The following is a 14,184-nucleotide window of genomic DNA, read 5'->3' on the forward strand; positions in this document are numbered from 1 at the left end:
GCGCCGTTCTTATGCCAACGGTTTCAAGCCGAAATCATTTCAAAGTCGCCTTCGGAAAGCTGGAACTGCAGGTGCCCCAGACACGCGACGGCGACTTTTATCCCTCTGCACTGGAACGCGGCGAACGGAGTGAACGCGCACTGAAGCTGGCAATCGCTGAAATGTATGTTCAAGGCGTCTCTACCCGTAAGGTCGCCAAAATCACCACCGAACTCTGTGGCTTTGATGTCACCAGTACACAGGTCAGTCGGGCAGCGAAACTGCTCGACGAAGAGCTGGAAACGTGGCGTAATCGACCGCTGGGGCAGGTGGAATACCTGATCCTCGACGCCCGCTATGAAAAAGTTCGCGTGGAGGGCAGCGTGCGGGACTGTGCCGTGCTGATTGCGATCGGCGTCCTGGCCAGCGGTCACCGGAGCGTGCTCGGAGTGTCTGTGTCGCTCTCCGAAGCCGAAGTCCATTGGCGTGAATTCCTGGGTTCACTCAACCAGCGCGGCCTGCATGGCGTGAAGCTGATCGTCAGTGATGCACACGAAGGCCTGAAAGCGGCACGACAGAACATGCTTGCTGGAACGCCCTGGCAGCGTTGCCAGTTCCATTTGATGCAAAACGCGATGCAATACGTTCCCAAGGTTCATTTGCGCAAACAGGTGAGCGAAGAATTACGCAATATCTTTAATGCCAGAGACCTGGATGATGCGCTGAATGAACTGAAACGGTTCGTTTCCACTCATGAAAAAACAGCTCCGAAACTGGCGAGTTGGGCGGAAGAAAACATCCCGGAAGGACTGACCGTATTCACCATCCCTGCCGGTCATCGCAAGCGGATGCGAACCACAAACATGCTGGAACGGCAGAATAAGGAATTAAAACGGCGTACCCGCGTAGCGGGACTGTTTCCCAATGAGGAGTCGTTGCTGAGGCTGGTGACCGCGGTCCTGGTGGAACTCAGCGACGACTGGGAAACCGGCATGAGATACCTGACAATTTAATGCTGATCACAGAGACCGAAGGCCCCGGAAATTTACAGAATGTTTGTTGCTTTATCTCTAAATGTATTTGTCTATCTTCTTTTTCATATATGGCTTGTTCACCTCGAACGACAACTCCATTTCCACGTTCATTAAATACTTGTGCAACACTTGTTAATATGCGTTCCTGATCAAGAGTTTTGTAAAAGCCCACTCCAACAAAACAAGTTTGGAGTTTTGTAGAATCTTCCTGAAGTTTCCATGGAATTCCACCAGCCTTGTAATAAAGGGCTGTGTGAAAATTCCATGCTCGTGTTGCTTCATCCTGAAGAGGACGTATATCTTTCCGCGAACGTCCTCTTCGCTTATATTTTGAGTTATATGTAGCAGGCAGCACTAATTGGATCGGACATGCCCTTGGCAATGTCATACATTTAGCCTTCAAGAGATGATGGAAATCTAATGTAGCTTTTTTATCTTTCTCAATATCTTCATCATCATCTAGATTATTCGACTGATCTCCAGGATTTAATGCTTCTAACAATTCCTGAGGTATTGCACATGCAATCACATCAGGTTTCTTTTCGAGTAATAGTTGGACCTCTGCTACAATCAAATCAACTGCTCGAATTATTTGTTCATCTCGAACAGCTAGTGATGAAATCGTTTTTATATCTGAGGAAGAAATCTGACGTTCTAGTGATGAGTCAAATTGAAGTTCAGAAAAAAATACAGATTCAGTATTGAATCCTGGCCAGTTTGGAAACAAATTTCTTTGATGGCTTTTTTTTGCTTCAATTTCTCCACGACACTTTTCTAACCAGTCCTTCAACTCTTCTATAGATTTTGAATCACCTACTACACCTAATCGAATTTTCTTAGGAGCAGACTCACAATCAAAATCAAGTGGGCAAAAATTCCGTAAACCATATCGAATGTCGACGTGTTTACCAGTACCAAATAGTAGATAAGGCTCTTCTAGAGTTGTAATTTGCATCAATCGAATAACTCCAGTTGAACATCTTTTCTTTCATACTCATCATTGAAGCGTGAAGACAGCCATACCTTTTCTGGAACATTTTTATCGACAGTAAAGTTTAAGATCTCACTAAAAGAGATCAAATCATATGGTTCTATTTCCGGTTCAGAATCGGAATCATCCTCAAAAAATGATTTTTGATGTAATTTCATTCTATTTGGTACAATATATTTCTGGGTCAAAATCTCTTCCCATAAACGAACTTGCCTTAAATGTGTTTTATTTTGTCTTTCAAGCTGCTTTATACCTCTCAGACGTTCTTCAAAATAACGTGACAGTTTCCATCCATCCCTCGTGAAGTGATAGGATGGTGTAATCTCAAGATACCAGTCATCACCAAAATGTACCCATTTCAGTTTTGCTGCACGATGTCGAAAATATGCGATACGATCCGCGGTTTGTTTGCTTTCATAAGATTTGAAGACAGACAAACCGCCCACTTTTCGTTCTCCTAAATCTTCGGTTGCACGAAAAAAATAGTGTTCCTTAAGCTTTTGGTAGCGAATTCCCTGCCGGAACAACAATTCTTTTAAACATGCCAAAAGTAAACGTACAAATACATGTTTTTTTTTGCGTTCATGAGAGTATGCCCAGTCATCCGTCGATAAGTTTTTCGTAGTTCCAGAAATGCAAACTCGAGTCCAAGGAGGAAATGTAAGGTCATGGAAAGAATAGATATACTTCTCATGAAGAAACCATTCTGGTTGGCCTTGTTGTTTACTCTTCTCGAATTGCTCCCATACTTGATTAGGATACCTCAACCTTGTTGTAGCACGGAAAAGCCTTTTCGGATAATTAGAAAGTGGAATTAAGTTTGAAAACAAGACTTCTTCTTGAGGAATTGCAGGTAGATAAAGGCCGCTATCCACAGGAAGCGCCAGCGCTGCGAGTCGATCGCGAGTCCCTACTTCAAAGCGATCTCGTGTCTTTTCAAAAACGATTCTTCGAGACTTACGTAGTTTTGGATCTTGGAAATAGTCTTTGATAGAAACCCAATATGCTTCATCATTAGTTGGTCTAGAAACAATCAAAACTACTGGTGAATTCCCTTGTAACCAATAATCAAGATCACGCTCTTTACAAATAAATTCGAATGTTGTCTCTGTTTCAGACTTAAAATAGCTCTCGCCAGCCTTGCTTTGTACTTGAACAATACAATTAGAAACCTCCTCTGTTATCGAATCCCTAACTTCAATCAATCCATCAATCCCGGCTTCGAGATGTAAAGCATTCCAAACAAACCCCATCTGGTTCACAATCCGATGGATGAGAGCAATTCCGCTATCTCCTCGCATGTCTGCATGACCAATTTTTTTCCCCTTCGCCAAAGGTTTTCTCCATGAAGTTCGACCTAAGAGTTATTTTTTTGCTGCCATACATTGGCACCAAGACCATGCTCTGGGTGCTCATTACACCAAAGCTTTGCAATTTCTTCAGTGTCAAATGGACCACCAACAATACAATCCGATAAACGTTTTCCAGGCAAGGCCCCAATTCCAATTGTTATCGTTTTAGCGTCTTGAGTGAGATTTCCCAAATTGCTTACATACCACATACCAGGCTGGGGCGTGATTTCCAAATAATTTCTATTTGACATATCAATCCAATCTATAACTAACAAAATGCGCTTATTCTTTTACGTCACTTCCAAACACCTCAAAATAAAGGACATCACTAAATATCCTCCAGTCGTCGCTCAAGAGTAAGTCTGTCATATCCTGCCTGCCTCATCAAAAAGAACACTCCTGTAAACAACGGTCAGAAAACGTAGCGCGTGCCGGTTGAAAACCGTAGCGCTGTCTGTGCAGGATTCGTCCTGATGTGGCTGTTTGGGGACGAATGCGTGGTCTTTTGTTATTTCGTCAGTCGCGGTTGCTTGCTTGAGCTTTTTGTGTGCCGCCGTTTGGCGTCCTGTAACCGGTAACTTTCACCAGTGGTTTCCAGGATATGGCAACGATGGGTGAGCCGGTCGAGTGTGGCCCCCGTCAGCCGTTCGCTGCCCAGGACCTCGGTCCAGTTTTCAAAGGGGAGATTGGTCGTTACGATCAGGCTGAAACGTTCGTAAGCCGTGCTGATCACGTCGAACAGCAACTCGGAGCCGAGTTTACTTGCGGGGACATATCCCAGTTCATCCAGAATCAGCAGATCGAGTTTCGCGAGCTGCTTTTTCAGGCGGGTTAACTCCCGCTGTTCGCGGGCTTCCATTAACTGGGTAATCAGTTCTGTGACCTGGTAAAAGCGGACCCGCTTTCCCTGGCCGCAGGCGGCAATCCCCAGGGCGACTGCCAGGTGCGTCTTGCCGGTGCCGGAATTGCCCACCAGCAGGATATTCTCCCGCTGCTCGATAAACTCACCCCGCATCAGTTCGCTGACCAGCAGTTTGTTGAGGCCGGGCTGGACCTGAAAATCGAACGTTTCCAGGGTCTTATACGTCGGGAACTTCGCGGCCTTCAGACGTCGTTCCGCGGCCCGGCGTTCCCGTTCAATCAGTTCCAGTTCACATAACTGTAACAGGAATCCCAGATGGTCGACATTGTCAGTGGCACAACGGGCGGCGATCTTTTCGCATTCTCTGAGGATGGTGGGCAGCCTCAGGTTCTTGAGATGGTGCTGCAGCAGCACCAGGCTTTTGGTTTGTTTTCTGGTCACGTTTAACCTCCGATTAACAGGGACTGGTAAGCAGAAACATCCGTCTGTGCCACCTGTACCAGCTTCAGGTGGGGACGGCCTTCCAGGCTGAACAGAGTCAGCGGTGACTCCTGCTGGTATTCCAGAATCAGGCGAATGGCAGAAGCGCGGGTCGCATCAATGTCCAGCGCGTATTCCACCGCACGCTTCAGTGCGGATAACGGATGGTGTTCCAGCAGGCGCAGCACCTTGATGAACTCCCGCGTGCCGTCTGACTGCAGTTCGGCTTCCAGCCGACGGCGGAGAATGCCCAGACAGACCGGCAGATCCCAGTCTTCCAGGGGGCGGGCATGATCAAAGCCTCCCGGCTTCCGTTCCAGTAAACTCAGGTAATGAATCGGGTTAAAACGGGTCTGTTCCCGTCCCCAGTCCCGCTGGTGCCGGGCGATTAACGTCTCTTCAAACAACAGCCGCACTTCGGTGATGGTGGCCACGATAGTGATCTGACGATGCGCGTATTTTGTGGGAACCGAGTAACTGTTGGTATCAAAGCGGACCAGCGACAGGGAGTCGGCGTGTGCCTGTCCCAGTCGGCAGGCTTCGAACGTCTGCTGTGGCAGGGGCCGCAGGAATTCCCGTTGTTCTTCCGCCAGCAGGCTCTGTTTGGGGGAAGCCTGTCCCCGCAACTGACGCTGCAGATCGTTCCGGCAGCATTGCACTAACTGCTCGTTCAGAGTCTCCAGGGAAGCAACCCGGGGAACGGGGACCAGGAAGTTGCTGCGGGCATAGTCCAGCAACCGCTCGACATGGCCTTTCTCATTCGGTCGTCGTACCAGACAGAAATGATCGTCAAACAGAAAGTGGCTTTTCAGACGCAGGAACTCGGTCGTTACTTTTCGCTCACGGTTCCCTACCAGACTGGCTACTGCGATTTTCGAGTTGTCATAGCTGATCCGCTGCGGTACACCGCCCAGAAATTCAAAGGCCCGCTTGTGTCCTTCCAGAAAGGCTTCCGTACATTCCCGGGGAAAGGCCTGGATAAAAATCGCGTCCGAATAAGGTAACGTCATCACAAACAGGGCGACTTTGGTCAGTGTTCCGTCCAGCCAGACATCGGCAAAGCCGAAGTCCACCTGGGCTTCGCCCGGGGGATGGCGGAGCGGCAGGAAAACCTCGCGGGACTGGGCTTTCCAGTCACGGATGGCTTCCCGGACGATCGTGATTCCACCGGAATACCCGTGTTCGTCCCGCAGACGTTCGAAGATGCGCTTCCCCGTATGGCGCTGTTTGCGATGCACGCTGCGGTCGTTCTGCAGAATCTCATGAATGATCGGCAGAAACGGCTCCAGCTTGGAAGGCCGGGGCTTAGTCAGCCGGTATCCCGGCGGCTCCGAGTAGGTCAGTATTTTTTGCAGCGTGTCCCAGTGAATACCGTACTCGTCACGAGCAGCACGTTGACTGATTTCTCCGGTCAGAACACGCCGACGGATCTCACCCCATAACTCCATATCTGTAATCACCCTTGCCCCCGCTGTTTCCGGATCAGAACTGACTCATATACTGAGAGTCTGACCCAAAACCAACAGGTGGTCATCTGGGCGCTACGTTTTTATACCGATTTGCCACTACCCGACAGGCGCTACGTTTTCTGGCCGCTGTTTACACACTCCGGCTCGAAAACGAACCGGAGTGCCTTCTAAGGGTGTTAAACATGCGTCGCTGGTAGTTGATCGTGTACTAATCACTCACACGATCAAACACAAGCAGGCCCGCACAACTAAACATTATGCCAGATATTATTCACTCGTCAACAATATTCGGATCAACACGACTGTTTTTCGACTGAACGTACCGGGAAAAACAGGGGGAAACCCACCACCTCAGGCCGGCTGACGCCGATAGTGCACGTGCCACCAGAGCGAACTGACGGCTGCCCCCACGCAGTACCAGAGAATATCCTGGGGATCCCCGACCACATACCGCGACCAGAACGACAGCTGGGGATAGAGCAACTCAAACTGGATCGACCAGACCAGCAGCGGCAGCAGAATCTCATACGGCTCGGGAGGACCATCGTGCGGACGGGCCCGGCAGAGATGCGCGACAAACACCACGATCGGCACAAACAGCGGCACGCAAAGCAGGTCATTAAAATGATTGTGAAAGAATCCGCCCGTCACCAGCGGCTTGATCAGCAGCCGGTTCACCCCATACAGCACCAGGGCCGTCTGAAACAGGGGATCGCGTAAATACAGAAACCGCATGCGTCAGTGTCCTGTGGGAATATGCAACGGAAGCAGCACCAGTCCCACCGCGGAGGAAGTCACAATCACAACCAGGACAAACCAGGCATAATGCTTCGGCTTCCAGACCTGCTTCCCATCCAGCGCCGCCAGGCTGTGCAGCATCAGCATCACATACAGGGCCACAAAGCAGCTCCCCAGAAACCCACTCCAGAAAAAGTGCTTACTCTCCAATCCGGCAGATTCGCTCTCCAGAAAATACTGGCGGAAGGTCGCCAGTGGCTGCTTACGGTTTTGGGGATCCCAATAGTGGTCAGCATCGACGCCGATCCCCCCCGGCTGACCGTCCCGACCGTAGGAAAATAACTCGTATGTCTCCCCCTCATGACGGTACTGCAGCGGATGCTCCCACCCGTCAGCAGGCTTCCCATCGGGGGTGCAATAAATCTGATCCGCCTCAGGCAGGTCCGTCAAATCCTGGGGCAGAGAACCATGCTCCTTGCGATAGTCTTCAACAAATCCTTTGACCGTAATCATCATATAAAAAGTAAACGATTGATTGCTGGAAACACCTCGCTCTCCCCGCAGGTTATACCAGGCTGCGAGATTATAAATCACAAAGAACACGGCACCACAGAGCAGGGCAATCAGCAAATGGCGGAACAGTCGTCGGATCATGGAAAGAGTTTCAGGTGAAGGGAATTAAGAGACAGCCACACGCCCACGGCCCCCTGCAGCTACCCCTAAAGTATCGCCTGAACCCCCGCTGTCAATCTGAATCTGATATCCAGACTGACATTACGATAGCAACCAGCCCCGGCCCATCCGGACTGGCACCCGACACACAACCGGGATACAATCGCACAGAGGAACAAATGGCGCAATTCTGCGTTTCCTGCAGAGGCGTCGGAGAAGGGCAGTGCATTCAATTCGACAGGGAACTCTCATGTCAGCCACCACTTTGACCATCCGCGATGAAAGCATGAACGGGAAAATCACCGGGGAGCTGACCCTGGAGTTTCTCACGGAAACCATTACCGTCCGCGAACTGATCCGCAGCCGGGTCTACCAGGAAGTCAAAGACTTCAACGCCAGACGTCCTGAGCATTTCCGCGGACTGGTCCAACCCACCGATACCGAAGCAACACTCAACGGCTTCAAACTGAAACAACGCCGCGAGCTCGACTGGCACGAGCAGTTCGATAAAGTCGTCGAAGCGTTCGAACGGAACCAGGTGCTGATCCTCGTCAACGACCACCAGTCCGAATCACTCGACGAAGAAATCACGCTGTCGCCGCAGACCAACATCACCTTTCTGAAACTGACCCTGCTGGTCGGCGGCTGATCCGCAGCCGTTTTCAACAGACCGTCCACCCGACGCCCCCCACAATCCAGAAAAGACCTGCACTCCCATGGAATACTCTGCCCGCGCTGACGAACTCTACCGGCAGTTACTGATCGCTACCAAAGACAAGGATGTCTGCGACTTCTCGGAAATAGCCAGCCTCCCCTCCGTGGAAGACATCTTTTCAGAGAAGAAAGCCATCCAGCGGGACTTCGTCTTTCTGGCCTTCGGCCTGCGGTATCTGAAGTATGAGGATCGGAATTCCACAGACTGGCCCGAGTGGTTCAGCACACTGTATGAATCGCTGCCGAATCCGAGACCTGCTTTTTCCAAAGCTCCCGTCCACGTCGCGGCCCGGCTACTGAAGCGTAACCTGCCATTTACCATGCCCGAATACGCCTGGCTGGCAGACAGCTGTGCCCGCACCAGAGCCCTCGACCAGTGGAGCCACCCACACATTTACACCTTTGTCAAACGTGTCAAAGGCTATCTGGAAAAGTCAGAAGAGCAGCCTGATGCTCAGTTGAAAAAATCGCTGTCCGGCCTGGCGGAAACCCTGCTCAATATACCTGGAGAAGGAGCCTTCCCGCTCATCAGAACGCTGCAGAGCCTCAGTGCCGATTATGTGCGCTTTCCTCTGAAACCGGGGGAAGCCTGGTCGGACAGGGTCCTGGCAGACGGGCAACAGATGGCCGAACCACTCCAGAATGCCTGGGGGGCATTACTGTCGCACTGCCAGACCGCTTCCGCCGGCAAGCCTTCCAGTAAATGGCTGAAAACCGTAGAACCGCTCCTCGACGCAGTCGGGCAGGAATTGTTTGTCGAATCGCTGCTGGTCTGGTTCCCCCTGGTCGATCAGCAGGGTTCGACCGCAAACCGAAACTGGAGGGGGATCAGGAATTTGCACCAGGATATCCTCAAGGGGCTCTGCTGGTGCTGCAGCCTCATCGATGATCCCCGCCTGGCCCGCGCGCTGTCAGCCCTGGCGATCTCGTCTTATAAAAAAGTGCCCGGCATCGGCCCCCACGCCGTCAAAGTCGGCAACGCCTGCGTCTGGGCTCTGGGACAGATCCCCAGCGAAACCGCCCTCAGCCAGCTCGCCTTCCTGAAAGTCAAAGTCAAATTCGGCACCGCCCAGAAGGGCATCGAAAAAGCACTGAGTGAAACCGCCGAGCGGATGCAGGTCCCCCGGGAAGAGATCGAAGAAATGGGCGTGCCCGCCTACGGATTGACGGAGGTCGGCCGACTCGAAGAGCGCCTGGGCGACTTCACTGCAGAGCTCACCATCACCGGCACCACCACGACGCAACTCGTCTGGCTCAAACCGGACGGCAAGCAGCAGAAATCGGTTCCGGCAGCCGTCAAAAAGGAGTTCCCCGAGGAACTGAAGGAACTCAAAGCCAGCGCGAAAGACATCCAGAAGATGCTCCCCGCCCAGCGCGAACGCATCGACAACCTCTTCCTGGAACAGAAAGTCTGGCCTTGCGAAACCTGGCGGGAACGTTACCTCGACCATCCCCTGGTCGGCACGCTGGCCCGGAGGATCATCTGGCGTTTCCAGACCGGTGAAGAAGTCGTCGACGGCATCTGGCTCGATGGTCAACTCGTCGACCGTCACAGCAACCCGCTTGAGCATCTGAATGAAGCGACCACTGTCGCGCTCTGGCATCCCATCGAGCAGCCGACCGAGGAGATCATCGCCTGGCGGGACTGGCTGGAACAGCACGAAGTCCAGCAGCCCTTCAAACAGGCGCACCGCGAAGTCTATCTCCTCACCGACGCCGAACGGAATACGGGCATTTATTCCAACCGCTACGCGGCTCACATCATCAAACAGCATCAGTTCAACGCCCTCTGCGGGGCCCGCGGCTGGAAAAACCAGTTGCGGCTGCTGGTCGACGGCTCTTATTTTCCCGCCATGAAGCTGCTCCCCCAATGGAATCTGCGGGGCGAGTTCTGGGTGGAAGGCGTCGGGGACAACTATGGAGTGGACACCAACGAAACCGGAACCTTTCTTTATCTCAGTACCGACCAGGTCCGCTTTTATCCGCTGCTGGAAGACCAGCGCACCGCTCCCATCACCTGGGGAGTGGCAGGGAATGAGACCCCCATCAACCTGGAACTGATTCCGCCACTGGTTTTCAGCGAACTGATGCGCGATGTCGACCTGTTTGTGGGCGTCGCCTCAGTCGCCAACGATCCCACCTGGTCTGACGGCGGACCGGAAGGGCATTACGTCGATTACTGGCACAGCGTCTCGTTCGGCGATTTGACCGAAACGGCCCAGACCCGCAAAGAGATTCTGCAGCGGCTCGTCCCCCGGCTCAAAATCGCCGGTCAGTGCTCCTTCAAAGATAATTTCCTGCTGGTCGAAGGAAAGTTGCACACTTACAAAATCCACCTGGGCAGCGGCAATATCCTGATGTCCCCCAACGACGCTTATCTCTGCATCGTCCCCAATCAGTCCCTGGCCGGCAAAAGAGCGAACAATCTGTTCCTCCCCTTCGAAGGGGACAACATGCTCTCGATTATCCTCAGTAAAGCCTTCCTGCTGGCCGAGGATACCAAAATCAAAGACCCCACCATCCTCAGCCAGATCTGAAACTATACCTGACATCAAGCTACCTGGCCTGGTGATTTACCTCCGGGTCAGGAGCATTCCGTTGTGTGACGGTCATCCCCGGATACTTTGTCGTGATCTTGCCGTCCTGATGAAAATGGGAACTATAATCAAAGCTGGTCCAGGCCATCCGTCTGATGGGTAGAGCGGTATTGACCCGCATACCATCCGGAAACCAGAGCCGGACCACGGCAATACCATCGGTTGACGGACGGGGAAGGCTGATCTGCCCGTCCTGGTTGGTCGTCAGCGTTTTTCCATTCATCGCTTTCGAGTTCGCAATCACGACCTCCATCTTCAAACCGGCGACCGGCTTGCCGTCTTCCAGAAACGTCAGCGTCAGCTTCCACGGCCAGAGGTCCCACACCAGCAGCCAGACAACCAGCAGCACTGATACACCACCAATCAGGTACCTGCGTTTCACGATTAGCTCTCTCCTCAAACCGGTTCAGGCCAGTCCATGCTGTCTGGCCAGTTGCGCATCCCGTGCCGCATATTCATCCCGCAGCATCTCCAGAAAGGTCTCGGGCGAAGTCAGGATAGATTCACTCTGCCCGGACGCCAGAATTGAGACATACAGGGCCGCTGAATACGCCTGGCAGTTAATCGACTTCTTCGGATTGAACTCGATATCCGTAAATCCCCGGTAGCCGACCAGTCGCTGATCCAGACCGGGCTGCTGCCGGAGGGCGTTCAGATACAACCAGTCATAAAAGTAAGTACGGGGCTCAAGCGGCCAGGAGGTCCCCTGAAATTCAAAGCGTATCAGGCGCCCCGAGCTCTTCAGCCGTTCGTCTTTCTTCGCCTCCCGGGAGGTTCCCTTCAGCAGATCCGTAAACGGGCCGCCCCGTTCAAACACCTTACTCCCCTGAAAGGCAGTCTCCACGGAAAACGTCCGGCCGTCAGCCGCATCCGGCAGGGACAGGTGAAAGGCACTCAGCGAGACCCCCAGCTCTTCAGGAGACTTACTGGAGATCTCCAGCACGGGCTCGATCCCTTCTGACTGGGCCGCGGCGTGCAGCGACCGAATCGACCGCTGCTTCTGTGCCGTCGAGAAACCGGGAAACCATTCGAACTCCAGTTCGCGCACGGTCACTCCGGGTTGATCATTGCGGGGAACATACACGGGACGGACTGCCATCAACGAGTCTCCGACTGAACAGGAAAGGGAAGCCACAGCAAAGCCGATATCATACTTCAGCAGACCAGCGGCTACCATAAACAGCCTGTTTTTCAGTTTAAAAACGCATATTTTATCGACCCCCGGGTGCCACTGTCGGCTTGCCCTACAGTGACTGGGAATCGTCCAGACAGGGAACACCCAGCTGCCATATGAGTCTCGCCGAGCGAGCAGGGGGAGAAACAAATCGGGTTCAGAGAGAGTCAGCGTGCCTGCGTCTCGACGCTTCACACGACGCGTTCACAGACGCGCGCGACTGCCACGGAAAAATATTTCCTCATAAAATTTCAAAATTGTGAACTCTGATATTTCAAATTCCTGAAAGATTGGTAACTTACGCGTCGATATGAATATCTTAGTTCATATCTGTTTCTCAACCTCCTTTTTTCGGAGACACCAAGATGGCCAAATCTACTTCTAAGATTGGGCAAACTGCCAAGAAGCAAACTGGCAAAACCACAGCCGCTGCACCTAAAACTGCCAAAGGCAAAACCAGCAAGAAGAAGTAATCTTCTCGCCTGAATTTGGCAGAATGACAGCCCCCTGTTCTAAGAGTTCCTGGAACTCGACCAACAGGGGGATTTTTTTTGGTAGCGACAGCACTTCCACCAGCAAAACAGACAGGGTAAGAGACTTTACAGGTGGAACAGCCCCTCATTTTGCTTTAGGATAGAGTCAGGTAAAGTAGTCCGAAACCGGCCTCCGACACTATCACTGACCAACTGGTCGAACCAGATTCCCTGTGAGAGCGGCCCCATGCTCGAATCACGAACCCGCTTCAAGAACCCCCTCGACCGCTTCGTCAAATGCCTCTGGCATTCCGCCGGAGAACACCGCGACTGGCAGCGGGAACGCATCCTCCCCACCGGCAGTGTGGACCTGGTCTTTAAACTGCAGGAGGACCGACCCGTCCAGGTTTTTGACCCTGCAGGAGAGAAGGCACTCTCTTTTTCGGGAGCCACCGTCTCCGGTGCTTACTCACGCCATTTTGCACTCGACACCTCCCGGCCAGTTCCGACGATCGGGATCCACTTTCATCCAGGCGGGGCCGCTCCGTTTCTGGGGGTTCCCGCAGGCGAACTCAGGAATCAACATGTCAGCCTTCAGGAGTTCTGGGGAGCAGATGCGCTCCACATCCGGGAACAGCTCATGCAGGTGACGTCAGTCTCAGCCCGATTCAATCTCCTGGAACAGGCACTGCTCAACCGTCTGACGGAACTGCCCCGGAATTACCGGGCCATCCTCTACGCCGCCGGACTGATTCGCACTTCCCCTTCGGTCAGCGTGAAGTCAGTCAGCGAATCCCTGGGATTCAGCAACCAGCGATTGATCCGCCAATTCCAGAACGCTGTCGGACTCTCCCCCAAACTGTACTGCCGCATTCAGCGTTTTCAGTCCGTCCTGGATCAGATCGTCAGCAGCGAACCGATCTCCTGGGTCAATGTGGCCCTGGATAATGGCTACTACGACCAGTCGCACCTGATTCACGATTTTCGAGAATTCACTGGCGTGACCCCGGCGGAATACAGGCCGGTCGCGCCAGACCGGAAAAATCACATGCGGACCGAATGAGTAATAATTTTTTCCAATACAGACGGCTGCTGACCGGGTAAACTGATTGAAAGTTTGAACACATCACCTGACCAGAAACGGGAATTGAAGCCATGACCGACCCCAGCCAGCAGACTAATCCGATTAAAGAAGTCTTCCCCTACCTGCGTACCCGGGACGCCGCCGCGGCCATCGAGTTTTATCAGCAGGCCTTCGGGGCGGTTGAGGAGTTCCGCCTGACAGAACCCGGCGGAAGGATCGGACACGCGGAACTCAAATTCGGCACAGCGACGATCATGGTCTCGGATGCGTATCCGGAGTATGGCATTCACGCTCCCACAGAATCAACCCCCACCGGCTCTTCGATCCATCTCCACGTCCAGGATGTCGACGCGATGACACAACAGGCCGTCGCGGCTGGTGCGACCCTGATCATGGAACCCGCAGACCAGTTCTATGGCGAACGCGCCGCGAAAGTCCAGGATCCCTTTGGCCATGAATGGTTGCTGGGCAGCCAGATTGAAGACGTGTCACGGGAAGAGATGCAGCGTCGCTTCGACGCCATGTTTGAAGCAGGCGGGCAGGAATGCTGAGGGAGAGCTTCATC

General features: G+C 52.8%; 14 protein-coding genes. 5 read left to right on the plus strand and 9 right to left on the minus strand.

The features are described 5' to 3' along the window. Positions 1-11 precede the first annotated feature (11 nt). The gene (locus tag Enr10x_RS12655; protein WP_261343248.1) at positions 12-992 is read left to right on the plus strand and encodes an IS256 family transposase; all 981 of its coding nucleotides are present in this window, start codon (positions 12-14) and stop codon (positions 990-992) included. On the opposite strand, the gene Enr10x_RS12660 is transcribed toward Enr10x_RS12655, so the two are convergent. The 7 genes from Enr10x_RS12660 to Enr10x_RS12690 form a co-directional block, all read right to left on the minus strand. Further along, positions 949-1,968 (minus strand): argonaute/piwi family protein, encoded by a 1,020-nt coding sequence (locus Enr10x_RS12660; RefSeq protein ID WP_145449554.1) that lies wholly within the window; start codon positions 1,966-1,968, stop codon positions 949-951. The genes Enr10x_RS12655 and Enr10x_RS12660 overlap by 44 nt on opposite strands. After that, complete coding sequence (locus Enr10x_RS12665; protein WP_145449557.1) at positions 1,968-3,338, minus strand: DUF4365 domain-containing protein; 1,371 nt, start codon at positions 3,336-3,338, stop codon at positions 1,968-1,970. Before Enr10x_RS12665 ends, Enr10x_RS12660 begins: the two co-directional genes overlap by 1 nt. A 23-nt stretch (positions 3,339-3,361) precedes the next feature. Continuing rightward, complete coding sequence (locus Enr10x_RS12670) at positions 3,362-3,631, minus strand: hypothetical protein (RefSeq protein WP_145449559.1); 270 nt, start codon at positions 3,629-3,631, stop codon at positions 3,362-3,364. 233 nt (positions 3,632-3,864) lie between these two features. Continuing rightward, on the minus strand, positions 3,865-4,659 hold the full coding sequence (istB, locus tag Enr10x_RS12675) for an IS21-like element helper ATPase IstB (protein ID WP_145447830.1): 795 nt from the start codon (positions 4,657-4,659) through the stop codon (positions 3,865-3,867). A gap of 2 nt (positions 4,660-4,661) precedes the next feature. Further along, entirely contained in the window at positions 4,662-6,146 is a 1,485-nt protein-coding gene (istA, locus tag Enr10x_RS12680; protein ID WP_145447831.1) for an IS21 family transposase, read from the minus strand. 372 nt (positions 6,147-6,518) lie between these two features. Next, positions 6,519-6,902, minus strand: coding sequence for a hypothetical protein (locus Enr10x_RS12685; protein ID WP_145449562.1), 384 nt, complete (start codon positions 6,900-6,902; stop codon positions 6,519-6,521). A 3-nt stretch (positions 6,903-6,905) separates the two neighbouring features. After that, positions 6,906-7,559 carry a type II secretion system protein GspG gene (locus tag Enr10x_RS12690; protein WP_145449564.1) on the minus strand — a complete coding sequence of 218 codons (654 nt, stop codon included), beginning with the start codon at positions 7,557-7,559 and terminating at the stop codon, positions 6,906-6,908. Positions 7,560-7,827: 268 nt separating this feature from the next. Between Enr10x_RS12690 and Enr10x_RS12695 the strand changes: the two genes are divergently transcribed. Next, positions 7,828-8,226: a hypothetical protein gene (locus Enr10x_RS12695; RefSeq protein WP_145449567.1), complete on the plus strand. Its 399-nt coding sequence runs from the start codon at positions 7,828-7,830 to the stop codon at positions 8,224-8,226. Positions 8,227-8,293: 67 nt separating this feature from the next. Next, positions 8,294-10,828, plus strand: a complete 2,535-nt coding sequence (locus tag Enr10x_RS12700; protein ID WP_145449569.1) for a DUF4132 domain-containing protein — start codon at positions 8,294-8,296, stop codon at positions 10,826-10,828. Between the two features lie 19 nt (positions 10,829-10,847). On the opposite strand, the gene Enr10x_RS12705 is transcribed toward Enr10x_RS12700, so the two are convergent. Further along, a complete protein-coding gene (locus tag Enr10x_RS12705; RefSeq protein ID WP_145449572.1) occupies positions 10,848-11,270 on the minus strand; it encodes a DUF4198 domain-containing protein in 423 nt (140 codons plus the stop codon). Positions 11,271-11,294: 24 nt separating this feature from the next. Next, the gene (locus Enr10x_RS12710; protein WP_197997588.1) at positions 11,295-12,065 is read right to left on the minus strand and encodes a DarT1-associated NADAR antitoxin family protein; all 771 of its coding nucleotides are present in this window, start codon (positions 12,063-12,065) and stop codon (positions 11,295-11,297) included. 717 nt (positions 12,066-12,782) lie between these two features. On the opposite strand from Enr10x_RS12710, the gene Enr10x_RS12715 reads away from it, so the two are divergent. Further along, complete coding sequence (locus Enr10x_RS12715; RefSeq protein ID WP_145449574.1) at positions 12,783-13,598, plus strand: helix-turn-helix domain-containing protein; 816 nt, start codon at positions 12,783-12,785, stop codon at positions 13,596-13,598. A gap of 92 nt (positions 13,599-13,690) precedes the next feature. Further along, complete coding sequence (locus Enr10x_RS12720; RefSeq protein ID WP_145449577.1) at positions 13,691-14,170, plus strand: VOC family protein; 480 nt, start codon at positions 13,691-13,693, stop codon at positions 14,168-14,170. The last annotated feature ends 14 nt before the right edge of the window (positions 14,171-14,184 follow it).

It is taken from the genome of Gimesia panareensis, assembly GCF_007748155.1.
Classification (GTDB): Bacteria; Planctomycetota; Planctomycetia; order Planctomycetales; family Planctomycetaceae; genus Gimesia; species Gimesia panareensis.